Origin of the sequence: Amycolatopsis sp. VC5-11, assembly GCF_037034185.1 — a bacterium.
Taxonomy (GTDB): Bacteria; Actinomycetota; Actinomycetes; order Mycobacteriales; family Pseudonocardiaceae; genus Amycolatopsis; species Amycolatopsis nivea.
This window is the reverse complement of the sequence record NZ_JBAGKF010000006.1, coordinates 1-25,122: the sequence shown is the minus strand read 5'-3', so window position 1 is coordinate 25,122 and position 25,122 is coordinate 1. Positions and strand designations below refer to the sequence as shown.

23 protein-coding genes are annotated in these 25,122 nt (G+C 69.4%); 16 read left to right on the top strand and 7 right to left on the bottom strand.

Going from position 1 to position 25,122, the window contains the following annotated elements; genetic code table 11:
- The first annotated feature begins 56 nt into the window (after nt 1–56).
- The 3 genes from pdxR to WA670_RS19610 are packed head-to-tail and all read left to right on the top strand — an operon-like array spanning nt 57 to nt 3,154.
- A complete protein-coding gene (gene pdxR, locus WA670_RS19620) occupies nt 57–1,442 on the top strand; it encodes a MocR-like pyridoxine biosynthesis transcription factor PdxR (protein ID WP_238604985.1) in 1,386 nt (461 codons plus the stop codon).
- 48 nt (nt 1,443–1,490) lie between these two features.
- On the top strand, nt 1,491–1,967 hold the full coding sequence (locus tag WA670_RS19615) for a carboxymuconolactone decarboxylase family protein (RefSeq protein ID WP_336158468.1): 477 nt from the start codon (nt 1,491–1,493) through the stop codon (nt 1,965–1,967).
- Nucleotides 1,916–3,154, top strand: a complete 1,239-nt coding sequence (locus tag WA670_RS19610; protein WP_336158467.1) for an MFS transporter — start codon at nt 1,916–1,918, stop codon at nt 3,152–3,154. Before WA670_RS19615 ends, WA670_RS19610 begins: the two co-directional genes overlap by 52 nt.
- Here WA670_RS19610 and WA670_RS19605 read toward each other — a convergent pair.
- Nucleotides 3,121–4,311 carry an acyl-CoA dehydrogenase family protein gene (locus WA670_RS19605; RefSeq protein WP_336158466.1) on the bottom strand — a complete coding sequence of 397 codons (1,191 nt, stop codon included), beginning with the start codon at nt 4,309–4,311 and terminating at the stop codon, nt 3,121–3,123. The two genes, WA670_RS19610 and WA670_RS19605, sit on opposite strands and share 34 nt — an antisense overlap.
- Complete coding sequence (locus WA670_RS19600) at nt 4,308–5,429, bottom strand: CaiB/BaiF CoA transferase family protein (protein WP_336158670.1); 1,122 nt, start codon at nt 5,427–5,429, stop codon at nt 4,308–4,310. The genes WA670_RS19605 and WA670_RS19600 overlap by 4 nt, the downstream gene beginning before the upstream one ends.
- Nucleotides 5,430–5,535: 106 nt before the next feature.
- Between WA670_RS19600 and WA670_RS19595 the strand changes: the two genes are divergently transcribed.
- Entirely contained in the window at nt 5,536–6,282 is a 747-nt protein-coding gene (locus WA670_RS19595) for an IclR family transcriptional regulator (protein WP_037814136.1), read from the top strand.
- Here WA670_RS19595 and WA670_RS19590 read toward each other — a convergent pair.
- Nucleotides 6,279–6,686: a MarR family winged helix-turn-helix transcriptional regulator gene (locus tag WA670_RS19590; protein ID WP_167754156.1), complete on the bottom strand. Its 408-nt coding sequence runs from the start codon at nt 6,684–6,686 to the stop codon at nt 6,279–6,281. The genes WA670_RS19595 and WA670_RS19590 overlap by 4 nt on opposite strands.
- A gap of 95 nt (nt 6,687–6,781) precedes the next feature.
- Here WA670_RS19590 and WA670_RS19585 point away from each other — a divergent pair, with 95 nt between their 5' ends.
- The 7 genes from WA670_RS19585 (at nt 6,782) to WA670_RS19555 (ending at nt 13,717) form a co-directional block, all read left to right on the top strand.
- Complete coding sequence (locus tag WA670_RS19585) at nt 6,782–7,852, top strand: substrate-binding domain-containing protein (protein ID WP_134663163.1); 1,071 nt, start codon at nt 6,782–6,784, stop codon at nt 7,850–7,852.
- An 88-nt stretch (nt 7,853–7,940) separates the two neighbouring features.
- The gene (locus WA670_RS19580) at nt 7,941–8,567 is read left to right on the top strand and encodes an AmiS/UreI family transporter (RefSeq protein WP_037814139.1); all 627 of its coding nucleotides are present in this window, start codon (nt 7,941–7,943) and stop codon (nt 8,565–8,567) included.
- A gap of 24 nt (nt 8,568–8,591) precedes the next feature.
- Nucleotides 8,592–9,629, top strand: a complete 1,038-nt coding sequence (locus WA670_RS19575) for an aliphatic amidase (protein WP_037814141.1) — start codon at nt 8,592–8,594, stop codon at nt 9,627–9,629.
- A 43-nt stretch (nt 9,630–9,672) separates the two neighbouring features.
- Nucleotides 9,673–10,719, top strand: a complete 1,047-nt coding sequence (locus WA670_RS19570; protein WP_336158465.1) for an AAA family ATPase — start codon at nt 9,673–9,675, stop codon at nt 10,717–10,719.
- Between the two features lie 454 nt (nt 10,720–11,173).
- Nucleotides 11,174–12,187 carry a sialidase family protein gene (locus tag WA670_RS19565; RefSeq protein WP_336158464.1) on the top strand — a complete coding sequence of 338 codons (1,014 nt, stop codon included), beginning with the start codon at nt 11,174–11,176 and terminating at the stop codon, nt 12,185–12,187.
- Between the two features lie 26 nt (nt 12,188–12,213).
- The gene (locus WA670_RS19560; protein WP_336158463.1) at nt 12,214–12,948 is read left to right on the top strand and encodes a thioesterase II family protein; all 735 of its coding nucleotides are present in this window, start codon (nt 12,214–12,216) and stop codon (nt 12,946–12,948) included.
- A 289-nt stretch (nt 12,949–13,237) separates the two neighbouring features.
- Nucleotides 13,238–13,717, top strand: a complete 480-nt coding sequence (locus WA670_RS19555) for a nitroreductase family deazaflavin-dependent oxidoreductase (protein ID WP_336158462.1) — start codon at nt 13,238–13,240, stop codon at nt 13,715–13,717.
- Between the two features lie 184 nt (nt 13,718–13,901).
- On the opposite strand, the gene WA670_RS19550 is transcribed toward WA670_RS19555, so the two are convergent.
- Nucleotides 13,902–15,011, bottom strand: coding sequence for a TetR/AcrR family transcriptional regulator (locus WA670_RS19550; protein ID WP_336158461.1), 1,110 nt, complete (start codon nt 15,009–15,011; stop codon nt 13,902–13,904).
- Nucleotides 15,012–15,106: 95 nt separating this feature from the next.
- On the opposite strand from WA670_RS19550, the gene WA670_RS19545 reads away from it, so the two are divergent.
- Complete coding sequence (locus WA670_RS19545; RefSeq protein ID WP_336158460.1) at nt 15,107–16,654, top strand: FAD-dependent monooxygenase; 1,548 nt, start codon at nt 15,107–15,109, stop codon at nt 16,652–16,654.
- Between the two features lie 1,079 nt (nt 16,655–17,733).
- On the opposite strand, the gene WA670_RS19540 is transcribed toward WA670_RS19545, so the two are convergent.
- Nucleotides 17,734–18,354 (bottom strand): L-threonylcarbamoyladenylate synthase, encoded by a 621-nt coding sequence (locus tag WA670_RS19540; protein WP_037814148.1) that lies wholly within the window; start codon nt 18,352–18,354, stop codon nt 17,734–17,736.
- A gap of 83 nt (nt 18,355–18,437) precedes the next feature.
- On the opposite strand from WA670_RS19540, the gene WA670_RS19535 reads away from it, so the two are divergent.
- The 3 genes from WA670_RS19535 to WA670_RS19525 all read left to right on the top strand — a co-directional run bounded on the left by WA670_RS19535 (nt 18,438) and on the right by WA670_RS19525 (nt 20,771).
- Nucleotides 18,438–19,157 (top strand): MgtC/SapB family protein, encoded by a 720-nt coding sequence (locus WA670_RS19535; protein WP_134663171.1) that lies wholly within the window; start codon nt 18,438–18,440, stop codon nt 19,155–19,157.
- 118 nt (nt 19,158–19,275) lie between these two features.
- Complete coding sequence (locus WA670_RS19530; protein ID WP_336158459.1) at nt 19,276–20,097, top strand: DivIVA domain-containing protein; 822 nt, start codon at nt 19,276–19,278, stop codon at nt 20,095–20,097.
- 392 nt (nt 20,098–20,489) lie between these two features.
- Nucleotides 20,490–20,771, top strand: coding sequence for a metal-sensitive transcriptional regulator (locus WA670_RS19525; protein ID WP_009081418.1), 282 nt, complete (start codon nt 20,490–20,492; stop codon nt 20,769–20,771).
- Between the two features lie 917 nt (nt 20,772–21,688).
- Here the strand turns inward: WA670_RS19525 and WA670_RS19520 are convergent.
- On the bottom strand, nt 21,689–23,920 hold the full coding sequence (locus WA670_RS19520) for a heavy metal translocating P-type ATPase (protein WP_336158458.1): 2,232 nt from the start codon (nt 23,918–23,920) through the stop codon (nt 21,689–21,691).
- 11 nt (nt 23,921–23,931) lie between these two features.
- The gene (locus WA670_RS19515) at nt 23,932–24,138 is read right to left on the bottom strand and encodes a heavy-metal-associated domain-containing protein (protein ID WP_043829400.1); all 207 of its coding nucleotides are present in this window, start codon (nt 24,136–24,138) and stop codon (nt 23,932–23,934) included.
- 113 nt (nt 24,139–24,251) lie between these two features.
- Here WA670_RS19515 and cobF point away from each other — a divergent pair, with 113 nt between their 5' ends.
- Complete coding sequence (gene cobF / locus WA670_RS19510; RefSeq protein WP_134734568.1) at nt 24,252–25,013, top strand: precorrin-6A synthase (deacetylating); 762 nt, start codon at nt 24,252–24,254, stop codon at nt 25,011–25,013.
- Nucleotides 25,014–25,122 lie beyond the last annotated feature (109 nt).

Below are 25,122 nucleotides of genomic sequence, written 5' to 3'. Positions count from 1 at the left end.
CCCGGCGCGGGCGGATCGCGCAGGCTCTCCCCTGACGAAGCGGCTAAAGTCCGGCCATGAAGCGCGCATCGGCGGCCGACGGGCTCGACCTCTACCTGCCCGTGTCCACCACCCGTCCAGCGCACGCGCTCGAAACGGCGTTGCGCGCCGCGGTCGTCGACGGCCGTCTCCCGGTGGGCACCCGGCTGCCCGCCTCGCGCGCACTCGCCACCGATCTCGGCATCGCCCGCAGCACCGTCTCCGAGGTCTACTCGCGACTCGCCGCCGAAGGCTGGCTGGAAAGCCGCGTCGGAGCCGGAACGTGGATCGCCGGGTTCCCTCGGCAGGCGCAACCAGCTGCCGCGCAACAACAATCGCCGCCCGAATACGAACTGCGCGGCGGCCTCGCTGACGCCGGAGACTTCCCGCGCAGCCAATGGAGCGCGCAAACCCGGCGGGCGCTGTCGGAAATGCCGGTCTCCGCGTTCGCCTACGCACCGCCCGAGGGAGTGCCCGAACTCCGCGACACCCTCGCCGGATACCTGGCCCGCACGCGCGGCGTCACCGCGGGGGACATCGTGATCGGCAGCGGCTTCGGCGACCTGCTTTCGTTGACCTGCCGCAGTATTCGCGCGCGCGGCGGCAAGCGGATCGCCGTCGAGGAGTACGGGCACGAACGGCACCGGCGCATCATCGCCGAGTCCGGTTTGGACATCGTCCCGATTCCGGTGGACGCGGAAGGCGCGGACCTCGACGGCACGAAGGCCGACGCGGTCTTCCTCACCCCGGCCCACCAGTTCCCGACCGGCGTCCCGCTCTCCCCGGAACGCCGCCGGGCCGCCGTCGAATGGGCGAACGCGCGCGACGCGCTGATCCTGGAAGACGACTACGACGGCGAATTCCGCTACGACCGCCGCAGCATCGGCGCGCTCCAAGCCCTCGCGCCGGATCGAGTCGTGTACCTGGGCACGTCGAGCAAAGCCCTCGCCCCGGCCGTCGGCGTCGCCTGGGCCGTGACCCCGCCCGACCTCCTCCCCGAGTTGCTCCGGCAGCGAAGCCTCAGCGGCGTCACGCCCAGCGGTCTGCACCAGCAGGTCCTCGCCCGTTTCCTCGATTCCCACGAGTACGACCGCGCCGTCCGCCGCCGCCGCGCCACGTTCCGGACGCGCCGCGAACTGTTCGCCCAGCTCCTCGCCGAACGAACTCCGGACCTGCGGCCCGGCGGTCTCGCCGCAGGTCTGCAATGCCTGGTCGAACTCCCGGACGCCGCCGCCGAGGAACGCGCGCTCGCCGCCGCCCGCCAGTTCGGCGTCGCCCTCGAAGGACTTGCCGACTACCGCGCCCCCGGCGGCAACCCGGACCGCGCCGGAGTCGTCATCGGCTACGGCGCGGTGTCGTCCGCCCGCGCTACGCGTGCCCTCGCCTTGGCCGCCGACGCGCTGGCAAATGGTCTGAGTTCTTAGCTCCAGATTGGCCGGGAACCCGGTCCATTCGAGACCTAATCTAGGTCCATGACAACGACGATCCCGATCCCGCAGCGCCTCGATTTCGACGCGCTGGCCCCGATTTTCTCCCGTGCGATGAGCACTTTGGACGACGCCGCGACCCAGCAGCTCGACCACGCCGAGATCGACCCGGGCCTGCGCGAGTTGGTCCGCCTCCGCGCGTCCCAGATCAACGGCTGCGCCTACTGCGTCGACATGCACTCGCAGGCCGCGCGCAAGGAAGGCGTCACCGCCCAGCGCGTCGACGCACTCGCGGTCTGGGCGGAATCCGGCCTGTTCACCGCTGCCGAGCGGGCCGCGTTCGCGCTCACCGAGGACGTCACGCGCCTCTCCGAAACGCACGTGCCCGAGTCGACCGTTTCCGAGGCCGTCGAGGCATTCGGCGAGGAAGGCGCGGCCGCGCTGATCGCGCTCATCACCGCCATCAACATGTGGAACACGGTCGGCGTCTCGACCCGGTGCTGGTCGGTCAGCCCGGCATGACCAGCGCGCGCACGGCGATCCGGCGGCTCGCCACCGCCCAAGCTCTGACCTCGGCGGGCGACGGCGCGGTGCTGGCCGTGTCCGCTGTCCACTTCACCACCAGGGTCGGCCTGCCGGCCGGAATCGTGGCGCTCGGGCTGTCACTCGGCGCCGCGACGAGCCTGACCACCACCGTTCCGTTCGGAACGCTGCTGGACCGGATCGGCGCCCGCCGCGCACTCGCCGCGGCGACCGTCGCCGCGGTCGCGGGCCTGCTGCTGTTCGCCGTCGCGCACACTGTTCCGCTGTACATCGCCGCGTGCGCGCTCTTCGCCTGCGGGCAGAGCGCGCTCGCGGCGGGCCGCCAAGCCGTCGTCGCGACGGTGGTGGCTCCCGAAGGCCGCGTCCGAGCCCGCGCACTGCTGCACACCGCCGTGAACATCGGCATCGGCGCGGGCTCCGGCGTCGGCGCACTCGTCCTGGCCGCCGGCACCAACGCGGTCACCGTTTTCCTCGTCGACGCCGGATTGTTCGTCTTCGCCACCGCGCTGTACCTGCACGCCGGACCGGACGCGCCCACCGAACGCCAGACCGGGTGGCCGGCTTTGCGCGACCGCCGCTACGTCACCTTGACGGTGCTCGCGGCGGTCACCCAGCTGACCATGCCGATCCTCAGCGTCACGCTTCCACTGTGGATAGTCACGCGCAGTTCCGCTCCACAATGGACGTCCGCGGTGGTGCTGCTGGCCAACACCGTCCTCGTCGTGCTGCTCCAACTGCCGATCAGCCGCCAGGTCCGCGACGCCCGCACCGCACGCCGATCCCTAGCCGTGGCAGGGATCTTCCTGATCGCCGCCTGCTCCGTCTTCGGCTCGCTCGGCGCTTCAGCGCACCCGGTAGTCCTGGCGCTCGTCGGCGCGCTCCTGCTCACTCTCGCCGAAACGACCGCATCCGCCGGTGCCTGGCATCTCGCGTTCAGCCTTGCCCCCGAAGGACATCAGGGCCAATACCAAGCGCTGTTCGCCACCAGCACCGCGCTCGCGCGCATCACCGGCCCGATCGTGCTGGTCCCGCTCGTGCTGACGTTCGGCTTCCTCGGCTGGACGCTCGCCGGGCTCGGGATGCTGGCCGCGGCCGCCGCACTGGCGGCCATGGCCGTCCCGCGGCGGAGCCCTCAGCGGAAAGCCGACTGCCCGGTGATCGCCTGACCGACCACCAGCGTGTGCATCTCGACGGTGCCCTCGTAGGTGAGCACCGATTCGAGGTTGTTCATGTGCCGGATCACCGGGTACTCCAGCGAAATCCCGTTCGCGCCGAGGATCGTGCGCGCGGTGCGGCAGATCTCGATCGCCTCGCGGACGTTGTTCAGCTTGCCGAGGCTGACCTGTTCCGGCCGCAGCACCCCGGCGTCCTTGCGCCGTCCCAAGTGGATCGCCAGCAGCAACGCCTTCGTGCACTCGAGCGTCATGTCGACAAGTTTCTGCTGCGTCAGCTGGAACGCGGAGATCGGCTTCCCGAACTGCGTGCGCTCCTCGGCGTAGGACATCGCCGCCTGCAAGCAGGAACGCGCCGCGCCCACCGAGCCCCAGACGATGCCGAAGCGGGCTTCGTTGAGGCAGCTCAACGGCCCCTTCAGCCCGGTGACCTCCGGCAGCACCGCATCCGCGGGCAGCCGCACGCCGTCGAGGACAAGCTCGCTGGTGATCGAAGCGCGCAGCGACAGCTTGTGCTTGATCTCCGGCGCCGAGAAGCCCGGAGTGTCCGTGGGCACCACGAAGCCGCGCACGCCCTTGTCGGTCTGCGCCCACACCACGGCGACGTCGGCGACGCTTCCGTTGGTAATCCACATCTTCCGGCCGTCGAGGATCCAGTCGTCGCCGTCGCGCCGCGCGCGGGTGCGCATGCTCGCCGGGTCCGAGCCGGCGTCCGGTTCGGTCAGCCCGAAGCAGCCGATCGCCTCGCCCGCCGCCATCGACGGCAGCCACTGCTGCTTCTGCTCCTCCGAACCCCACTTCCAGATCGCGAACATCGCGAGCGACCCCTGCACCGACACCAGCGAGCGGATGCCCGAGTCGGACGCTTCCAGCTCCAGGCAGGCCAGGCCGTACTCGGTCGCCGACATCCCGGCGCAGCCGTAGCCCTCCAGGTGCATGCCGAGCACCCCGAGCGAGCCGAGGTCCTTGGCGAGACCGCGGACGTCGGGCAGTTCGCCGCGCTCGAACCAGTCGCCGACGTACGGGTCGATCCGGTCGGCGCAGACCCGGCGGACCGCGTCCGCGATCGCCTTCTCGTCTTCGGTGAACAGGTCGCCGAGCCCGGCGGGGTCGCGCGGATCCAGCGGCGGCAGGGACTTCGTGGCGCTCATTTCTTCTCCTCTGCGAGCCAGCGGCGAATCTCGTCGCTGTGCTGCCCCAGCCGGGGCGGGGCGGTGTAGCGGGCGACCGGCGTCTCCGAATAGCCGATCGGGTGACGGACCTGGGGCGGCGAGTCGCCGACCGGCACGGTGGGCGCGAGGCCGAGCGATTCCGCGAGCTTGAACCCGTCCGCGAGATCGCCGACCGCACCGGCGGGCACGCCGACCTCGGTCAGCCGCGCGGCCCACGCCGCCACCGTGTCGGTGCCGAGCTGCAGTTCGAGCGCGGCGCGCAGCTCCGGACGGTTGCGCACGCGTTCGGCATTCGTCGCGAACCGCTCGTCGTCGGCCAGCTCCGGAGCGCCCAGCACCTCGGCGAGCTTGCGGAACTGCCCGTCGTTGCCACAAGCCAACGCGAGCACGTCGTCCTTGCAGCGCAACGTTTCGTACGGCGCGATCGACGGATGCGCGTTGCCCATCCGCTGCGGCGCGCGTCCGGTCGTGAGATACGACGAGGCCTGGTTGGCCATCGAACCGAGCAGACTGGACAGCAGATTCACCTCGACCCGCTGCCCCCGCCCGGTCTGCTCGCGGGCCCGCAGCGCGGCGAGAATGCCGATGGTGGCGTCCTTCGCGGCGAGCACGTCGACCAGCGCGACGCCGACCTTCGCCGGTTCGTCGGTGCCGGTGACGCTCATCAGACCGCCCATCGCCTGCACGAGGAAGTCGTAGCCGGGCAGGTCCGCGTCGCCGCCGAAGCCGGAAACCGAGCAGTACACGATGCCGGGATTACCCACGCGGACGGATTCGTAGTCGAGCCCGCGCCGTTGCAGCGCGCCGGACCGGAAGTTCTCCACGAGCACGTCGGCGCGCTGGGCGAGTTCGCGCGCCAGCACCAGGTCGTCCGGATCGCCGAGGTCGAGCACGACGGACCGCTTGGACCGGTTGGCGCATTCGAAGTACGAGCTGGAGTGCGCGGTCCACGGCGGTCCCCAGCCGCGCGTGTCGTCCCCGGAGCCGGGCCGTTCGACCTTGATCACCGTCGCCCCGAGGTCGGCCAGGTTCACGCACGCCAGCGGACCGGCCAGCACCCGGCTGAAATCCGCGACGACGACACCGTCCAGTGGCATGCTCACGAGCGCACCTCCTCGCTACGCATACTGGCATCGAAATACGTATTTACGCAACCCGCAGGTCCGGGTAGAGTTCCCGATCACCCGAGGAGAGAAAGCACCGATGCCGACGCACCCCACGCCGGACGGCCGCCCGAGGCCGCACCACCGGATGATCGACCGGGTGTCGACCATCCTGGAGCGGGCCGCGCGCTCCCGGAACGGGGTCACGCTCACCGAGTTCGCGCGCGAGCTCGACGCGCCGATGAGCTCGATCCAGGGCCTGGTCAACGGCCTCGTCGCCACCGGCTACCTCGACGAGCACGACCGCCGCTACTCCCTCGGCCCGGCGCCGTTCCTGCTCGTCCGCCTCGTCGGCCGCCCCACCGTCACCACGGTGTCGCACGAGGACCTCGAAGCGCTGCACGAGGAAACCGGGATGACCGCGGTGCTGGCGATCATGGTGGGCAGCGACCTCTATTACGTCGACTACGCCTCGCACGACCCGCGGTACGCGTATCTCGCCGAAGGTTTCGTGCGCCGGTCGCCGATCCGCACGTCCACCGGCTGGATCTTGCTGGCGGCCATGGAAAACCGGGACCTGTGGCCGCAGATCGGCGCACTGCCGCCCGCGGATGCCGAACTGGTCGAACGCTTCGTGCAGGACCTGACCCGGATCCGCACCGAAGGCCTGGTCGCCGCGCCGAGCGCATCGACCGAGGCGGACGGCGTGTCCGTCGCCGTGGTGGAGGACGGCCGGACCGTCGCCGCGGTCGGGATCATGGGCAGCCACGCCGAAGTGGCCGAGCGCAAGGACGAGTTGATCAAAGTCCTTACCCAGCACCGTCGTGAGTGGCAAAGCCGGTTCTAACCGGTTTCAACGCTCACGATCGCCGTCAGCACGCCGCCGTCCGGATCCAGGTCGCGTTCGACCTCGGCCAGCCGGGCCGTCGCCCGCTGATGCGCACTGCGTCCGCGCGGCGCGAGATACACCCGGACCCGCCGCCGGTCCTCCGCGTCGACCTCGCGGTACGCGGCCGCGGTGGTGACCAGCCGGTCGACCACGCGCGTCAGCGTCGGCCCGGTGACCAGCGTGTGCCCGGCGAGTTCGGTCATCGTGAGCCCGTCGCCCGCGGCGAGCGCGTCCAGTACGAGCCAGCCGTCGAGGGACAGCCCCTCTTGCTTGAGCAGCGGTTCGATCCGCAGGGTGACCGCGCGTGCGGTGCGGGTGAGCGCGCGGATCAGCGACGCCTCGGCCGCCTGTGCCTGCCTCATCTCGCCCGCCCTCGTTCCGCCCTTGCGCAAATGCCTCCGCATTGTAAGACTTTCAAATGGAAGCAAGTCAACCGGCAAAGAAGCCCGGAGCCGGCATGGGACTCGGAGTCGCCAGCCGCGCGAGCGCGTTGCGCGTCGCGCTGGTCGTCCCGCTGCAGGGACCGGCGGGCCTTTTCGGGCCTTCGTGCGAGGCGATCAGCGAACTCGCGGTCCGGGAACTCAACGACGCGGGCGGGATCCTCGGTCGCGAGGTCGCGCTGGAAGTCGTCGACGGCGGCGCTCCCCCGGCCCAGGTCGCCTCGGCCGTGCGCCGGCTGGTCGACGCGGGCGAGGTCGACGCGGTCACGGGTTGGCACATTTCCTCGGTCCGCAACGCCCTCGCGCCGGTCCTCGCCGACCGCGTTCCGTACGTGTACACATCGCTCTACGAAGGCGGCGAAAGTCGTTCTGGCATCTACTGTTCCGGCGAAATCCCGCGTGTGCAGATCCAGCCCGCGCTGCGGTGGCTGCGCGACAACTGCGGCGCGCGCACCTGGTTCGTGGCGGGCGACGATTACGTGTGGCCGCGCGGTTCCGCGGACGCGATCCGGCGCTACGCAAGGGAACTCGATCTCCAGATCGTCGGCGAAGCGTTCGTCGGACTCGGCTCGGGCGACATGGCCCGGCTTGTCCGGCGCGTCGAAACCTCGGCGTGCGACGGCGTTCTGATGCTGTTCGTCGGACAGGACGCGGTCCGGTTCAACCGCCGGTTCGCCGCGCGCGGCCTCCACGAGCAGATGCTCCGGTTCAGTCCGCTGATGGAAGAAAACATGCTGCTGGCCAGCGGAGCCGAAGCGACCCGGAACCTCTTCGCGTCCGCCGCGTACTTCCGCTCCCTCGTCACCGCGGACGCGATGGACCTGCTCGGCCGCTACGTCCGCCTGCACGGCCCGGCCGCGCCGCCGCTCAACAACGCGGCCGAATCCTGTTACGAGGGCTTGCATACGCTCGCCGAACTCGCCCGCCGGGCAGGCACTCCGGACATGCGCGCCTTCAACGCCGCGATCGACGGCGTCGCCTACGACGGACCGCGCGGCACCGTCGAATTCCACGGCCAGCAAGCCGCCCAGCACGTGCACCTCGCCGCCGCGCAAGGCTGCGACTTCGATCCGATCACCCGGCTCTGACCCGTCCCGCTCCGCTCTTGACGCCCGCCGTCCGCCCATTTATTTTCACTTGACAGTATTTCATCTGGTACCAACTGAGGAGCGTGCGATGAACAACGTCGGCCTGCTCTACGTCGGGGCGGTACTGCTGGTCAACGGGCTGATGCTGCTCGGGCGCGTGCCCGCGCGGTCGGCCGCCGCGCTGAATCTGTTCGTGGGCGGGCTGCAGTGCGTGACGCCGACGGTGCTGATCATCCAGGCGCACGGGGATTCCGAAGCGATCCTCGGCGCGTCCGGGCTGTTCCTGTTCGGCTTCACCTACCTGTACGTCGGGATCGCGAACCTCGCCGGTCTCGAACCCGAGGGCATCGGCTGGTTCTCGCTGTTCGTCGCGGGCGCCGCGATCGTGTACGCCGGCCTGGCGTTCTGGCGGCAGGACGATCCGGTGTTCGGCGTCATCTGGCTGTCCTGGGCCCTGCTGTGGGGCCTGTTCTTCCTCGTGCTCGGGCTCGGCCGCGAGGAGCTGACCCGGTTCACCGGCTGGACGACCGTCCTGCTGAGCCAGCCGACCTGCACGCTGCCCGCGTTCCTCGCGCTCACCGGCGGCTACCGCTCCACCGCGACCGCCGCCCTCATCGCGGCGGCGATCGCGATCCTGCTCGTCGCCCTCGCCGCGGTGCTCGGGTTCCGCGGCCAGCCCCGCTCCGTCCCCGACCGCGCCGCGGCCGCGGCCTGACCCTCCACCAGAAGGAGAAATCCCATGCGACACGGTGACATTTCCTCGAGCCCGGACACGGTCGGCATCGCGGTCGTGAACTACAAGATGCCGCGGCTGCATTCGAAGGCCGAGGTGCTCGACAACGCGCGCAAGATCGCCGACATGGTGGTCGGCATGAAGAGCGGCCTGCCCGGAATGGACCTCGTCGTGTTCCCCGAATACTCGACGCAGGGGATCATGTACGACGAGCAGGAAATGTACGACACCGCGGCGACCGTCCCCGGCGAGGAGACCGCGATCTTCTCCGCCGCCTGCCGCGAAGCAGACACCTGGGGCGTTTTCTCGATCACCGGCGAACAGCACGAGGACCACCCGAACAAACCGCCGTACAACACCTTGGTGCTGATCGACAACCACGGCGAGATCGTGCAGAAATACCGGAAAATCCTGCCGTGGTGCCCGATCGAGGGCTGGTACCCGGGCGACCAGACGTACGTCACGGACGGCCCGAAGGGGCTCAAAATCTCGCTGATCATCTGCGACGACGGCAACTACCCGGAAATCTGGCGGGATTGCGCGATGAAGGGCGCCGAGCTGATCGTCCGCTGCCAGGGCTACATGTACCCGGCGAAGGACCAGCAGGTGCTGATGGCGAAAGCCATGGCGTGGGCCAACAACTGCTACGTCGCGGTCGCCAACGCGGCCGGATTCGACGGCGTGTACTCGTATTTCGGCCACTCCTCGATCATCGGTTTCGACGGCCGGACGCTCGGCGAAACCGGCGAGGAAGAATACGGCATCCAGTTCGCCCAGCTGTCGCTTTCGGCGATCCGGGACGCCCGCGAGTACGACCAGTCGCAGAATCACCTGTTCAAACTGCTGCACCGCGGTTACTCAGGCGTGCACGCGGCCGGCGACGGCGACAAGGGCGTCGCGGACTGCCCGTTCGAGTTCTACCGCACGTGGGTCACCGACGCGCAGAAGGCGCAGGAAAACGTCGAGGCCATCACGCGCAGCACGATCGGCGTGGCCGAATGCCCGGTCGGCCAGCTGCCCGCGGAAAAGACCAAGCAGGCCTGATCCCCCGCTAGCTGCCGGTTTTTCGGTTCAGGGAAAGGACACCATGCCGTTCATCACCGACAGGTACCACGACCAGAACCGGAACCGGCAGCCAGCCGCTCCGGCCGCCGCCCCCGCTCCGTCCACTCCGGACACTCCCGAAGCGCTCGCACAACGCCTGCGCAGCCGCGTCCTGGGCCAAGACCCAGCCATCGACGCCGTCGTCCGCGCGATCACCCTGGCCCGCGCGGGCGCGACGGAACCCGACCGTCCCCCCGCGACTGTTCTTCTCCTCGGCCCCACCGGCGTAGGCAAAACCGAACTGGTCCGCCAGGTCGCCGCCGCCCTGCGCTCCGGCCCGGACGACCTGTGCCGAGTGGACATGAACTCCCTCGCCCAGGAGCATTACGCAGCCTCCTTCAACGGCGCCCCGCCCGGATACGCGGGAAGCAAGGAAGCCTTCACCGTCTTCGACCGGTCCACTGTGGAGGGTGACCCGTACACCCCAGGAATCGTCCTTTTCGACGAGGTGGAGAAAGCCCACCCTACTGTTCTGCGCGCCCTCCTGGGCGTACTGGACAACGGAATCCTCCGTCTCGCGAACGGCCAGGAGAAAATCTCCTTCCGCAACAGCTTCGTCTTCCTCACCTCGAACCTGGGCTCAAAGGAACTCGCCCGCCGCCGCGGTTCCCGCTGGCGCTCGCTCCTGGACCGCGGCCACACCCGCCGCACCGTGGTCGACAAAGCCCTCCAGTCGTTCTTCGACCCGGAATTCCTGAACCGCATCGACGAAACGGTGATCTTCGACGAACTGGACCGCACCACCATCGAACAAGTCGCCCGCCTCGAAACCGACCTGCTGCGCACGAGACTCCGCCGCCGCGGCGTCGACCTCCAAGTAGACGACTCCGCCGTCCACCTCCTCGCCGATCAAGGCTTCGACCCGATATACGGCGCCCGCGGCCTGCGCCGGACCCTGCGCACCCACCTGGCCGCCCCGGTGGCTGCGGAAATCATGCGCGTACGCCCGACCGGCACCGCCCCGCTGCGGATCACCGCAACCGCCTCGGCCGGATCCATCCGCACGACCGCCACCGATCCGGAGCTTTGACACCACGCAACCACCTCAGCCGGCACCCACCCGCGCCGCCGACCCGGAGTCTCGACACCGCACGACCACCTTCACCGGCACCATCCGCGCCACCACCAACGATCCAGAGCCTCGACACCGCACGACCACCTCAGCCGGAACCCACCCGCGCCGCCGACCCGGAGCCTCGACACCACGCAACCACCTCGACCGGAACCCACCCGCACCACCACCGACCCGGAGTCTTGACGCCGCGCGACCACCTCTCTAAGTTCTCCGGACATAGGACGTCGGACATCCCATGTCCGGAGCGAGAGGCGGTCCCCCGGTGCTCCCGAGAACAGTCACGCTTGCGCTCGCCGCAACCCTCTTAAGCCTCACCCCGACCCCGCCCGCCCACGCGAGCGGCAGCTGCACGTCGTCGACCCCGTTCGTCTCAGGTGCCGAGGGCTACCACACCTTTCGCATCCCCGCGGTGGTCCGCGCAGCGAACGGCTCGCTGATCGCCTTCGCCGAAGGCCGCCGCGACTCCCCCGGCGACTCCGGCGCGATCCAAACCGTAGCCAAAACCTCCCGCGACGGCGGCTGCACCTGGGGCGACCTGCGGATAGTCGACAGCAACGGCGAGGCCACCGCCGGAAACCCGACCCCCGCGGTAGCCCGCAACGGAGACCTGGTGCTCCTGACTGTCCACAACGGACCCGTCAGCGAGAAAGCCATCATGTCCGGCACCGTGTCCGCACAAGACACCCGCCGGGTTTTCGTCCAACGCAGCCCCGACAACGGCCGCACCTGGACCCCAGCCCGCGACATCACCGCCACGACGAAACTCCCGTCCTGGCGCTGGTACGCCACCGCCCCCGGCCACGCCACCGTCCTCAAACACGGCCGCCACGCCGGGCGAATCGTGGTCCCCGCCGACCACTCCAGCGCCCCGCCCGCAGGTTCGGCGGACGTGGGAACCGAAGCCAAGTACTACGGCGGCCACGATCTCTACAGCGACGACAACGGCCGCACCTGGCACATCGGCTTCACCGACGACCCGACTGACGGCGTCCTCGCCCCCAACGAAACCACCGCCACCGAACTCCCCGACGGCACGGTGTATTTCTCGAGCCGCAACCAAGGCTCGGCCCCGGAACACCGCCTGGACGCCTACAGCACCGACGGCGGCACCACTCTGACCCGCCCCTACCAAGTGCAGCCAACCCTGTCCGGCCCGAAGGTAGAAGGCAGCGTCCTGCAAACAACGAACCGCCGCGTACTCCTCTATTCCGGCCCGTCCGATCCAGCGTCCCGCCGCACGATGCAACTGAGGACCAGCTCAGACCGCGGCAAAACCTGGCACCCGTCCACCGTTCTCGCCGACGCCCCCGCCGGCTACTCCGACCTGGTCCAACCAGACCGTTTCACCGTCGGAGTCCTGTTCGAAACGGGCGTCACCAGCGCGTACGAAAAGATCGAATTCCGCCGCTTGCCCCTTTCCTGACAGGGGTCGCCGGTAAAATCGCGCGCATGACGGACCCGTGGCTACGCCGCTTCCACCCCGCCGACGACGCCCCCGCCCGCGTGGTGTGCCTCCCGCACGCAGGCGGCGCGGCCCCGTTCTTCCACCCGCTGTCGAAGGCGCTGTCTCCCGCTGTCGACGTCCTGGCGGTGCAATACCCCGGCCGCCAGGACCGAATGGCCGAACCGGCTTTGCGCACCATCGAAGAGCTGGCGGACGGCGTCACCCAAGCCCTGCTGGCGTGGCTGGACCTCCCGGTAGTGCTGTTCGGCCACAGCATGGGCGCGACGCTCGCGTACGAGGTAGGGCTGCGCCTGGAATCGCGAGGCACCCCAGCGGAAGCAGTAGTCATCTCCGGCCGCCGAGCCCCGTCCCGCCTGGTCAACGAACAAGTCCACCTCCAAGACGACGACGGTTTGCTGTCCGAGATCGAAGGCCTGGCAGGCACCGACCCGAAGGTCTTGCGAGACCCCGAACTGCGAGAACTGTTCCTGCCAGCCCTGCGGGCGGACTACACGGCTGTCGAGACGTACCGCCCAAGCCCAGGCCCGCTAGCCGCACCCATCCACGCCCACACCGGAGACGCCGACCCGCACGCCCCCGTAAACGACGTGCAAGCTTGGTCGTCCCACACCACCGGAGATTTCACCCTGACCACCTACCCAGGCGGCCATTTCTACCTGGTGGAACACGCGGCCGCGCTGACCGACGCCCTGCTGAAACTGACCACGAGCGGGTTCTAACTCTGGTCCCACTGCCTGCCTCCCGCGACTCGGCTGTCGGCACACTTCCGCCGCTCCACTGGCCAATTCACCACCCGAGCCTCGACCCCTCACCGGCCCGCCCAGCGCCTCTTGCCTACTTCGCCACCCAACCGCAGCCCCCGCACCAGCCCGCCCAGCACCACTCGCCGCTTCACCACCCAAACCCCAGCCCTGCACCAGCCCATCCCGCACCACTGCAACCCGCCGCACGGCCCGCTCGAGCCGCCGGGGCGGCGGCCTCCCCCGCACCTCCCCGTAGGCTGCGCCCATGGAATTGCGCAGGATCTTCGCCGGTTTGGGCCGCAGCAAGGCATTCGCCGCGTTCGGCCAAGCGATGATGCCCGCCGACCGCCTGCTCCTCCGCATCAGCGGCGGCCGCGTAGGCGTAGGCGCGGCAGTCGGATTGCGCACCCTCCTGCTCACCACGATCGGCCGCACCTCCGGCGAACCACGCCAGGTCCCGCTGCTGTACGTCGAACGCCCCAGCGGATACGTAGTAATCGGCTCCAACTGGGGCGGCGAACACCACCCCGCCTGGACGGCAAACCTCCTGTCCCACCCCGACGCGACAGTCTCCGTCCACGGCCGCACCGTCCCCGTCCGAGGCCGTCTCCTAAAAGACGCCGAACGCCAGGAAATGTGGGATGCAGTCGCCTCTTACTGGCCCGCCTACGACCGCTACGCCGAACGCGCCGCCCACCGCGAAATCCGGGTCTTCCTCCTGGAACGCACAACCCCAGCCGCTTGACAGGACTTGTTCCGTTCCGGATTCGCCGGTCCTCCCGCCTGCTCCGCTCCGTTTCGTTTCGTTTCGTTTCGCCAAGGCTCGCCCAGCCGACTCTCCCCGGCTGGATCTGCAGCCGTGAGCCGCACGCTCAGCGCGTGAGCGGCCCCGACAGCGACCCGGCTCACCAACTCCGGGCTCTCGACGATCAGCGGAGCCGCGCGGCAATGCCGTCCAGCAGACATTCGAGGCCAAGCTCGAACTGCGCGTCCTCGGCCGCCGCCGCGGCGACCTTCCGCGCGTCAGCGGAAGCATGCGCCTCCGCCGCCTGACCCAAGCCCGCCTGACCCGAGCCCGGCCGACCTGAGTCCGACGGACCTGAGCCTCGCCGACCTGAGCCCTGCCGCTCCGTGTCCTGCCGACCCGTGTCGTCCTGGCCCACGCCCTGCTGGCCCGAGCCCCGGCGGCCCGACTCGACCGCCCGACCGGCCCCGGCAACCTCGCGGTCCACCTCGGCACCCCGGCCAGCCCCGGCCTCGTCCACACCCGCCCGGGCACCCGGACTACCGACACCAACCGCCCGGCTCGATGCGTCCGGCTCCGCGTCCGATCCAGCACCGTCCGCACCAACAGCACTGTCCGCACCGGTCTCACCCGCCGCGTCGTGCCGCTCGGCCAGGAAGCTCTCCAGCACCCGCACGAGCAACGGATACGGCCCGTCCTCCGACGGGACGTCGCCGAACCAAGCCCGCGCCTGCCGCTGCACGTCCACCACGTCGACGAACGCGTTGCGCTGCCACATCGCCCGCTCTTCCGCCCACTGCAGCGCCTGACCGGTGACGTAGCCGTCGAGCAGCCGCGCGTACCCGAGCGCCGACGCGAGGTCCTGGCCCAGCCGGTCGAACGTCGCCAGCACGAACTCAGTCCGCCGGCTCGCATTCGGCCCCGCCGGAGGTCGCTGGTGCACGAGCCGCGCGTACCACGGATGCCGCTTCGTCATCGCCCACGTGTCGACCGCGACGGCCGTCAGCTCGCCCCGCCAGTCCTCGCCCGGGACTTCCGGGGTGCGCACCTCGGCGTTAGCCAGGTCCAGCATCAGGTCCACCAGACCGTCTTTGCTGTGCACGTAGCGGTACAGCGACATCGGCGTGGACGCGCCCAGCTCCTTCGCCACTGCCCGCATCGTGAGCGCCTCCGCGCCGCCGTGATCGGCCAGGCGCACGGCCGCGTTGACGATGTCGACTCGTCCGAGACCCCATCCGCGTTCCGGCGGCTCAGGCAACAGCCAAATCGGCGGTGTCGGCCCTTGATCTCCCATTCATCTCCCTGTCTCCAGCCCGCTTGCGTACACAGTACATCGTCATGTACAACGTACACAAGATGTACGACGTACACGACCCTGGGGGTTATGAGATGACTGCACGAATTCCTGTTCTGATCTGCGGCGGAGGGATCGCCGGACTCACCGCGGCGCTGCTGCTGCACCGCGAGGGAGTAGCGCCGGTGCTGGTCGAGAAGCACGCTGGCACGTCCCCGCAGCCGAAAGCACGCCGGTTCAACCCGCGCAGCACCGAGGTGTTCCGCTGGCTCGGCCTCATGGACCAGGTCGAGCAAGCGAGCGCACCGCTCGCGTCGTTCACCGGAATGCTCTCCGGCACCACGCTGGCCGACGCGACCTGGCCGGAGGCCAGCGAAACCTTGCGCGAACGGCTCGTCCAGCACTCGAAAATGCCCGACCTCAGCCCCGCGCCGAGCGTGTTGTGTCCGCAAGACGTGCTGGAACCGGTGCTGAGGCAGGCCGCGGTCGAGCGAGGCGTGTCGGTTCGCTTCGGCACCGAACTGGTGTCGTTCGAACAGGACGACACTGGGGTCACGGCCCACCTGCGCCCGGCTGACGGCGAGCCGTACCAGGTCAGCGCCGAATATCTGATCGCGGCGGACGGCGCGCGCAGTCCGATCCGCACCGCGCTCGGGATTACGCGCAGTGGGCACGGGCACCTGGCGGACAACCTGGACGTCTGTTTCCGCGCCGACCTCGCCGAACTCGTCCGGGACAAACCATTCAACCTGTGCCGGATCGAAAACCCGGCCGCCTCCGGCGCGTTCGTGTCGGTCAACGGCACCGACCGGTGGCTCTTCTCCACCTCCGACTTCCCCGGGTCGGATTCTCTGGGCGAGGACGGCTGGCGGGAGTTGCTGCGCACCGTCGTCGGCGTGCCGAACCTCGAGATGGAAGTGCTCAGCCGGATGCATTGGGAATCCGGGATGTACGTGGCCGACCGCTTCTCCTCCGGGCGGGTCTTCCTGGCCGGCGACGCTGCGCACGCCATGCCGCCGATGGCCGCCGCAGGTGCGAATACCGCGATTGCAGACGTAGCCAACCTGGCCTGGAAGCTCGCCGCGGTGCTGGCCGGCACGGCGACGCCTGCCCTGCTCGACACCTATCACGTCGAGCGGTACCCGATCGGGTACGCGACGGCGGAGTTCTCCAGCATGGCCAGCGGCCATCTCGGCACCATGCTCGCCACGATCACCAGCGAGGACGCGCCGCGCATCGACCCGCTCGCTGCGCTGTTCGGCGTGCAATACGAACAGGGTGCCTTCGTCCCGGACGGACGCGGTCCCGCACCGGAAGACCGCTACGCCCCGGCCGGTCGCCCAGGCACCCGGGTGCCGCACGCCTGGCTCGACGCCACGACGTCCACAGTGGACTTGGCGATTCCTGGCCTCACCTTGCTCTGCGGCCCGGACAGTGCTCGGTGGACGGCCGAAGCGAACCGGCTAGGCCTCCGCCTCGTCCCGGTCGCGGACGAGGCGTGGCTGTCCGAGACGGAACTGCCTTCAGACGGCGCGCTGCTGCTCCGGCCGGACGCCATCGTCGGCTGGCATTCCTCGTCGGAGGTCCCGCTCGCAGACGCCCTGTCTCGCCTGCTCAACACCCCTGCGGAGGCAACTGTGTGATCTCTTCGACGGTGCTCGGGTTCGCCCGCCCCGCGCATTGAAGCTGCCCACCTGCGACGCATGAAAGGAGCATTGATCGAACACACCTGAGAGCGCGGACCCTCGGTGCCGGTACCTTGCCAGCCCGCTTCGGCACCCCACCGGATGCGATCCGCCGCTGCTTCTCCCGACCAGGTCGAACCGCGCCACCGTGCCAGCCCGCACCTACCGCGGCTCGTGCCTGAACGAGACCGCAGCAGCTGCCGCCGATGACAGCGAGGATCGCTGCGGCCCGCGCCAACGGCATGCTCCTGCGTGCGAGAGAAGTCCAGAGAGCCAGGACCAGGGTCAACGGAGACGCTGGAGCAGCTACCGGCTATGCGTGAACGCTGGGTGCGCGAGCTGATTGCGAAGGTCGCCGCCGAGGGTGCTCGGTGCCTCGGGCGCCGAGAACCTTTCGCAGCCTGCATGAGGTGGAGGCCCGCTAGCGACCTGCACGGTCGTCCGCCGACCTGGCGCAGTCGGCACGTCGCGTGGCGTGCGCCGACCGACCTGGCGTGGTCGGCAGTTCGCATAGCGTGCGCCGACCGACCCGATGTGGTCGGCACTTCGCGTGGCGTGCGCCGACCGACCTGGCGTGGTCGGCAGTTCGCATAGCGTGCGCCGACCGACCCGATGTGGTCGGCACTTCGCGTGGCGTGCGCGGACCGACTTGGAGTGGCCAGCCCTTCGAGCGGCATGCGCTGGCGTGTGCGCTCGTGTCCGCAGCAGGCCGGAGCGGCGATCGCCCGACACGCGGACCTGCGCTGGCAGCCTCGCCGCGAGCATCCCGAGCTGAGCGGCGCGCTCCGCGTGCGGAACGGTCGCTGCACGTGCGGGGGCAGTCGCTCCAAGCTGCCGTCACCACAGGCGTCGGTTCATTCAGCCCGTGTCAGTAGCCGCCCAGACAAGAGCCGTCGAGTCAAGAAGCTGTCAGGAGCAACCGTCAAGTCGAGCAAAACCGCGTCAACAACCGTCGCTCCGAGCGGGCCGGAGCCGCCGCCCGCAGCAGGATCGAACACAACCCCGTCAGGAGGAGACAAAACCGATGACGACCCCGTTCACTCGAACCGGGACGGGTCACCTGCCCCGTGCCGCACGACCTCCGCCTCTCCGGAGGAGAAGTCGATCACCGTGGTGGGTTCCACGCCGCAGTCGCCGGAGTCGATGACGGCGTCCAGTACGTGGTCGAGTTCTTCCTTGATCTCCCAGCCCTGGGTGAGGGGCTCGCCGGAATCGGGCAGCAGCAGCGTGCTCGACAGGATCGGCTCGCCCAGTTCGCCGAGCAGTTCCTGGGTCACCACGTGGTCGGGGATCCGCACGCCGACGGTCTTCTTCTTGGCGTGCAGCAGCCGCCGCGGGACTTCCTTCGTCGCCGGGAGGATGAACGTGTACGCGCCGGGGGTGCTGGCCTTGATCGCCCGGAACACCGCGTTGTCGATGTGGACGAACTGGCCGAGCTGGGCGAAGTCCTGGCACACGAGCGTGAAGTGGTGCCGGTGGTCGAGCTTGCGGATGGTGCGGATCCGCTCCATCCCCTGCTGGTTGCCGATGCGGCAGCCGAGCGCGAAGCACGAGTCGGTCGGGTAGGCGATGAGCCCGTCGTCGCGCAGCAGGTCGACCACCTGGGAGAGCGCGCGGCGCTGCGGGTTCTGCGGGTGCACGTCGAAGTAGCGGGCCATTGCCCGAGCTTAGGCGTGCCGGCCGGGCCGGGCGCGCGGGCTCTCCGGGGGCCGGGCATTGTGACGGGCGAGGAGGTACGTCCGTGCATGCTCTCTGGTCCACCGGCGAACAGTGGGAACTGCTGCCGCCGGTGCTGCTCGCCCTGCTGCTGAGCACGGTGATCGGCATCGAGCGCGAGGTCGGCAACAAGCAGGCCGGCCTGCGCACGCACACGCTGGTCGGCGTCGGGTCGGCGGTTTTCATGCTGGTGTCGAAATACGGTTTCGCCGATTTGCTCGGCATCGAGCACGTGGCGCTCGACCCGTCGCGGATCGCCGCGCAGATCGTGTCCGGCATCGGGTTCGTCGGCGGCGGGCTGATCTTCGTGCGCCGCGACGCGGTGCGCGGCCTCACGACCGCGGCGACCGTCTGGCTCGCGGCGGCCGTCGGGGTCGCGTGCGGTGCCGGACTGCCGGTGCTTGCTGTCGCGACCACCGCCGGGCTCGTCGTGATCACTCGCGGATTCCCGCCGCTTTCCCGGTTCGTCGCGCGCCATCGGCGGCAGCCGCCGATCCTTCGGTTGAGCTATAACGACGGGCACGGCGTGCTGCGGGCCGTACTCGCGGCTTGCACCGATCGAGGCTGGGCAGTCCACCGGGTGGCGGTCGATCGCGAGACAGTTTCCGAAGAGGGGCAACGGATCGCGGTCGTCACATTGCTGTTGCAGGGGCGCGGCGATCTCGCCGACCTCACCGCGGAACTGGCCGAATTGCCCGGCGTGCGAAGCACTGCGACGGGCACCGAAGACCCGCTCGAAGATTGACCCGCCCCAGGCTCCCACGGATCGCCGGACTTCAGGCACACTGGAGGCAGTGCGGAAACCCCGGTGCGGCAAGAAAAACGAGCGCCGAGGAGAAACCATCCAAATGGGAGGTGAGAGCATGGCCCCCGGCGGTGGCGAGGACCTGATGGCCGTCCGGCCGTCCTTCGACTCGGCTTGGCGCGGCTATCAGCGCGGCCAGGTCGAAGAATTCGTCACGTGGGTCGAGGCGGAATTCCGGCGCCTCGCCGCGGAACGCGACGCCGCGGCACACCAGGCGGCCGAACTCGCCGAGCGCAATCGCGAACTGCGCGCGACGGTCGACCGGATCAGCCGCACCCCCATCGAGCCGGACGCATTGCAGGAACGCTCGCGCCGGATGGTCGAGTTGACGCGCGAGGAAGCCGCAGAGATCACCGCCCGCGCCGAGGACACCGCCGCGCGGATCATCGCTGACGCCAAGGCAGAAGCCGTCCGTCTCACCGAAAAGGAACGCGCGCTCGTCGAAGCTGTCGCCGCGGATCGCGAGCAACAGCGGCGAGAACACGAAGATCTCCTGCGCCGCGCAGTCGAAGAACGCCAAGCCGCAGACGAAGCGGCGGCGAAGGAACGCAAACGGCTCGAAGAACACCTCACGCGCACCTTGGCCGACCGCCGCACCGACGCACTCCGCGAAATCGCCGACCGCACCGCCGCCGCCCGAGCCGAAGCCGACTCGCACGTCCGCCAAGCCACCGACCACGCGACCCGCATCGTCGCCGACGCCGAACAGCGGGTCGCCGAACTCGCCGCTGTCCAGCAACGGGTGAAAGCCGCCCTGCGCGGAGCCCGCGAACTACTGGCGACCGCGAACGCCGACCTCGCCCCGGACGGCACCCCCGTGCCGAATCAGCGACGTACCTCCGCACTCACCGAAGTCGCCGAGGCCGCCCCGACGGGCTAAGCACCAGGCTCGAGCGGCACAGCAGCTCTGCGGTCAACCCCCGCGAACGCCGACGTCGAGCTGGTCTGACGGCCGGACCGGTGCGCTCACCGACGTCGCCGATGCCGTCCCGATTGACCGAACGCCCCGCGCGCGGCAGGCACGGCTGGCGCGGCGGGCAACCACCGCGAAACTCCGACCTCTCGACAGCGGCCGGAATAGTCTCGGCGTCCGGGTGGCCCGCGATGATGGACCGAGGATGCCGTCAACCCGCGCCAGACCGATGCCGGACCTCTGCGCTGAGCGAAGTCGTTGAGGGCGCCACCACTGGCTGAACGCCCGCCCCGGATACGCCGGGTGGGTATACTTGACGGTGAACCAACGGGGATGCCGAGAAAAAGGGACGATGTGCGATGACCGGCTACGGCAGTGAACGAGAGGCCTACCTCAAGCGCCTTCGCCGGATCGAAGGGCAGATCCGCGGCCTGCAGCGCATGGTCGAGGAGGACAAGTACTGCATCGACATCCTGACGCAGGTGTCCGCGGCGACGAAGGCGCTGCAGTCCTTCTCGCTGGAGCTGCTCGACGAGCACCTGGCGACTTGCGTCGTCCAAGCGGCGGCTGCGGGCGGGGAGGAAGCGGACTTGAAGGTGCGCGAGGCCTCGGACGCGATCGCCCGGTTGGTGCGTTCCTGAAGTAGCTTCCCCAGTACGCGGCCCCCGCTCGGTGTTTCTTCCCAGTCGGCGAAGCGCTTCGCAGCCGCAGGTAGAGAACAAGTTCGGGTGCTCAGAAGCATAGGCTGGGGTCGGCGCGAACGGACCCTCGCCGCGGTTACCGGCTGGCTGAGGTGTTTCTGAGGTAGTTCCCGGCTGGTGGCGCAGGGCGAGCCAGCAAGGCTGCTGCCACGACCGGGCCGATCGGTGCGGACAGCCACGCAAGCGAGCAGCGAGCGCAGACGGCAAAACGGGCCAGCAGCGAAAACTCCCGCCGCTGGCCCGTCGCCGTTAAGCCAAGTCGGACCGGAACCGTCGCAGCAACTGGCCGGTCCCGCTCTGCACCACGCCGCCCGGAACCGCCGCCGGCTGTTTCCTGGCGCAACCACGCCGACCGAAACCGGCACAACCGCTCACCGGTCCCGGGCACACCACGCCGACCCGGCACAACCGCTCGCCAATCCCAGGCACACCACGCCGACCCGGCACAACCGCTCGCCGGTCCCAGGCGCGCCACGCCGATCCGAACAGTCGCGGCTGCTCGCCTATCCCGGGCGCAGGACGCCAATCCGAACAGTCACGACTGCTCACCGATCCCGGGCACAGCAGGCCAAGCCGAACGGTCACAACTGCTGGCTGGTCCGAGGCGCACCGCGGTGCCCCGAACCGGCACGGCCGCTCGCCGGTCCCAGCCACATCAAGCCGTCCCTAATCGGCACGGCCGCTGGCGGTCTCAAGGCACATCAAAGCCGACTGAGACCGCCGCGGCCGCTGCGATGGTCCCGGCCAGGTCAAGCCGACCGGGACCATCGCAGTCGCTGGCCCGTCCGCAGGCAAACCATGCTGACCGAAACAGTCACCACCACGGCCCGGCCAAGCCACTCACTGGTCCAGGCACATCACGCAGCCCGGAACCGCCGCAAGCGCAGGCTGTTCGAGACCACGAACACGGACGAGAAGGCCATCGCCGCGCCTGCGATCATGGGGTTGAGCAGGCCGAACGCTGCCAGCGGCAGTGCGGCGACGTTGTAGGCGAACGCCCAGAACAGGTTTCCCTTGATCGTGCCCAGCGTGCGCCGGGCCAGGCGGATCGCGTCTACTGCTGCGCGCAGGTCTCCTCGGACCAACGTCAGGTCGCCGGCTTCGATTGCTGCGTCCGTTCCCGTGCCCATCGCCAGGCCGAGGTCGGCTTGGGCGAGGGCGGCTGCGTCGTTGACGCCGTCGCCGACCATGGCCACCACTCGGCCTTCGGCTTGCAGGCGCTTCACTACAGCCACCTTTTCCTCGGGCATTACCTCGGCGACCACCTCGGTGATGCCCGCGGCGTCGGCGATCGCTCGCGCGGCACCGGCGTTGTCGCCGGTCAGCAGTACCGGCTTCAGGCCCAGCGCGCGGAGTTCGGCGACGGCTTGGGCGGACGTCGGCTTGATCGTGTCCGCGACCACCAGCACGCCGCGTGCCTCGCCGTCCCATGCGACGAAAACTGCCGTCGCGCCTCGTTCTTCTGCTGCGGTCTTCGCCGAGGACAGCTGGTCGTCGACCTTCACGCTCCAGTCGGCCAGGAAGGCTGCGCGGCCGGCGAGGACGGGTGTGCCGTCCACGAGGCCGGAGACGCCTAGGCCCTCGGTGTTGCGGAACTCGGTCGCCGACGGGAGGTCGCCGACTCGTTCGCGGGCGCCGTCTGCGATTGCTTTCGCGATCGGGTGTTCCGAGGCGTGCTCGACTGCCCCTGCGTAGCGCAGCAGTTCACGTTCCGTGACACCCTCGCCGACTTGGATGTCCACCAGGCTCATTCGCCCGGTCGTGACGGTTCCGGTCTTGTCGAGCACCACGGTGTCGACCCGGCGAGTGGATTCGAGCACCTCCGGGCCCTTGATGAGGATCCCGAGCTGGGCACCACGGCCGGTGCCGACCAGCAGGGCGGTCGGGGTCGCGAGGCCTAGGGCGCACGGGCAGGCGATGATCAGCACCGCTACCGCGGCAGTGAACGCCTCCGTCACGTTTCCGCTGGTCAGCAGCCAGGTGACCAGCGTGCCCACAGCCAGCACCAGCACGATCGGCACGAATACCGCCGAGACGCGGTCGGCCAGTCGCTGGACCGCGGCCTTGCCGTTCTGTGCTTCCTCGACGAGCCGGGCCATCTGCGCGAGCTGCGTGTCCGCGCCGACCCGCGTCGCGCGCACTGCGATCCGGCCGCCGACGTTCACCGTCGCGCCCGTCACGCCGTCACCCACTGCGACCTCGACCGGTACGGATTCCCCGGTAATCATGCTGACGTCGACAGCCGAGCTACCGTCGGTAACCACACCGTCAGTAGCGATCTTCTCGCCGGGCCGCACCACGAACGTGTCCCCGACCCGGAGCTGGTCGACCGGGATCCGCTGCTCGCGACCGTCGCGCAGGACCGTCACGTCCTTCGCGCCGAGTTCGAGCAGGGTCCGCAGCGCGGCACCGGAGCGCCGCTTGGACCTTGCCTCGAAGTAGCGTCCGGCGAGGATGAACGTGGTGACGCCCGCCGCGACCTCGAGGTAGATGTTGTCGGTTCCCGAGCCCCCGGACACGCTGAACTCGAAGCCGTGCCGCAAGCCCGGCATGCCCGCCATGCCGAAGAACAGCGCGTACAGCGACCACAGCGTGGCGGCCGAGACGCCGAGCGAGATCAGCGTGTCCATCGTCGCCGCGCCGTGCCGGAGGTTGGTCCAGGCAGCGCGGTGGAACGGCCAGGCACCCCAGACCACGACCGGCGCGGCGAGCGTGAGCGACAGCCACTGCCAGTTCGTGAACTGCAGCGCGGGGACCATCGCCAGCACGATCACCGGCACGGTGAGGATCGCCGAGTACAGCAGCCGGTCGCGCAGCGGCCGCGTTTCGTCCTGTTCGGGTTCTTCCGGCTTCTCCGGTTGCGGCGCTTGCGCGGTGTACCCGGTCGCTTCGACGACGCCCACCAGGTCGTCGACCGAAACGGTGGAGGGGTATTCGACGTGCGCCTTCTCGGTCGCGTAGTTGACGCTCGCGGTGACGCCGTCGACCTTGTTGAGCTTCCGTTCGACCCGAGCAGCGCACGACGCGCAGGTCATCCCGCCGATGGCGAGTTCGACCGACTGCACGGGGGCTGGTGTCGTGGTGCTCATGTCACTCCTTTTTACGCGACGACCTGGTAGCCGGCCTCAGCGACGGCGGCCTCGACGGCCTCGCGCGAGATCGGCTCCACGCTGGTGACCTTCACGGCGCCGGTGGCGAGGTCGACGTCGACCGTCTGCACGCCGGCCAGGCCGCCTACCTCCTCTTTCACCGATCCGACGCAGTGCCCGCACGTCATGCCCTCGACGGTGTAAGTCGTTTCGGTCATCGCCACACTCCCTATCGTCTCTCCGCTTGCTCCTCCTTTATACCCCTAGGGGGTAGCGGCATGCCAGGGGACCCTGTCGTGAACCCGGTTACCCGCCGGGAGAGACTGCAAGGATGCGGAAGATCTACGCGATCGGGATCGGCGCCGGCGACCCGGAACACCTCACGGTGCAGGCGGTCGACCGGCTCAATCGCGTCGACGTCTTCTTCGTGCTCGACAAGGGCAGCGCGAAGGCCGACCTGGTGCAGCTGCGCCAGGAGATACTGGAGCGGTTCGTGAGCCGCCCGGGGTATCGCGTGGTGAGCGCGAAGGACCCCGATCGCGACCGGAAGCCTGCCGACTACCGCACCGCGGTCGCTGACTGGCACCAGCTCCGCACCGACGTCTACGAGCGGCTGATCCGCGACGAACTGGCCGACGGCGAGACCGGCGCGTTCCTCGTCTGGGGCGACCCGGCGCTGTACGACAGCACCATCGCGTTGATCGAGGCCGTGCTGGCGCGCGGGAACGTGGCGTTCGACTACGAGGTCGTGCCGGGGATCAGCAGCATCTCCGCACTGGTGGCCCGGCATTGCACGACGATGAACCAGATCGGCCGTGCCGTGCAGCTCACGACCGGTCGCCGGCTGGCCGAGGGCTGGCCGAGTGACGCCGACGACGTCTTCGTGCTGCTCGACGCGCACACGACGTTCGATCAATACGCGGACCAGGGGCTGTGGATCTACTGGGGTGCGTACGTCGGGACTCCGGACGAGATTTTGCTGTCCGGGCCGTTGGACGAGGCGCTGGCGGCGAAGATCCGGGAGACGCGGGCCGCGGCTCGGGAGCAGCACGGGTGGATCATGGACACGTATTTGCTGCGCCGACCGGAGTGAGGGCGGCGGGCCGTTCTCACGGTCCGCCGGTTTTTGGGCATAAAAAAGAGGCGGGGCTCCGGGAAAACCTTTTCAGGTTCTCAACCGGAGCCCCGCCCCTTTTTCTTAA

Excerpts from the sequence above, each read along its gene's own strand:
- pdxR (WP_238604985.1), top strand. The coding sequence starts at position 57 with ATGAAGCGCGCATCGGCGGCCGACGGGCTCGACCTCTACCTGCCCGTG.
- WA670_RS19615 (WP_336158468.1), top strand. The coding sequence starts at position 1,491 with ATGACAACGACGATCCCGATCCCGCAGCGCCTCGATTTCGACGCGCTG.
- WA670_RS19605 (WP_336158466.1), bottom strand. The coding sequence starts at position 4,311 with ATGAGCGCCACGAAGTCCCTGCCGCCGCTGGATCCGCGCGACCCCGCC.
- WA670_RS19600 (WP_336158670.1), bottom strand. The coding sequence starts at position 5,429 with ATGCCACTGGACGGTGTCGTCGTCGCGGATTTCAGCCGGGTGCTGGCC.
- WA670_RS19595 (WP_037814136.1), top strand. The coding sequence starts at position 5,536 with ATGCCGACGCACCCCACGCCGGACGGCCGCCCGAGGCCGCACCACCGG.
- WA670_RS19590 (WP_167754156.1), bottom strand. The coding sequence starts at position 6,686 with ATGAGGCAGGCACAGGCGGCCGAGGCGTCGCTGATCCGCGCGCTCACC.
- WA670_RS19585 (WP_134663163.1), top strand. The coding sequence starts at position 6,782 with ATGGGACTCGGAGTCGCCAGCCGCGCGAGCGCGTTGCGCGTCGCGCTG.
- WA670_RS19580 (WP_037814139.1), top strand. The coding sequence starts at position 7,941 with ATGAACAACGTCGGCCTGCTCTACGTCGGGGCGGTACTGCTGGTCAAC.
- WA670_RS19575 (WP_037814141.1), top strand. The coding sequence starts at position 8,592 with ATGCGACACGGTGACATTTCCTCGAGCCCGGACACGGTCGGCATCGCG.
- WA670_RS19570 (WP_336158465.1), top strand. The coding sequence starts at position 9,673 with ATGCCGTTCATCACCGACAGGTACCACGACCAGAACCGGAACCGGCAG.
- WA670_RS19560 (WP_336158463.1), top strand. The coding sequence starts at position 12,214 with ATGACGGACCCGTGGCTACGCCGCTTCCACCCCGCCGACGACGCCCCC.
- WA670_RS19555 (WP_336158462.1), top strand. The coding sequence starts at position 13,238 with ATGGAATTGCGCAGGATCTTCGCCGGTTTGGGCCGCAGCAAGGCATTC.
- WA670_RS19550 (WP_336158461.1), bottom strand. The coding sequence starts at position 15,011 with ATGGGAGATCAAGGGCCGACACCGCCGATTTGGCTGTTGCCTGAGCCG.
- WA670_RS19545 (WP_336158460.1), top strand. The coding sequence starts at position 15,107 with ATGACTGCACGAATTCCTGTTCTGATCTGCGGCGGAGGGATCGCCGGA.
- WA670_RS19540 (WP_037814148.1), bottom strand. The coding sequence starts at position 18,354 with ATGGCCCGCTACTTCGACGTGCACCCGCAGAACCCGCAGCGCCGCGCG.
- WA670_RS19530 (WP_336158459.1), top strand. The coding sequence starts at position 19,276 with ATGGCCCCCGGCGGTGGCGAGGACCTGATGGCCGTCCGGCCGTCCTTC.
- WA670_RS19525 (WP_009081418.1), top strand. The coding sequence starts at position 20,490 with ATGACCGGCTACGGCAGTGAACGAGAGGCCTACCTCAAGCGCCTTCGC.
- WA670_RS19520 (WP_336158458.1), bottom strand. The coding sequence starts at position 23,920 with ATGAGCACCACGACACCAGCCCCCGTGCAGTCGGTCGAACTCGCCATC.
- WA670_RS19515 (WP_043829400.1), bottom strand. The coding sequence starts at position 24,138 with ATGACCGAAACGACTTACACCGTCGAGGGCATGACGTGCGGGCACTGC.
- cobF (WP_134734568.1), top strand. The coding sequence starts at position 24,252 with ATGCGGAAGATCTACGCGATCGGGATCGGCGCCGGCGACCCGGAACAC.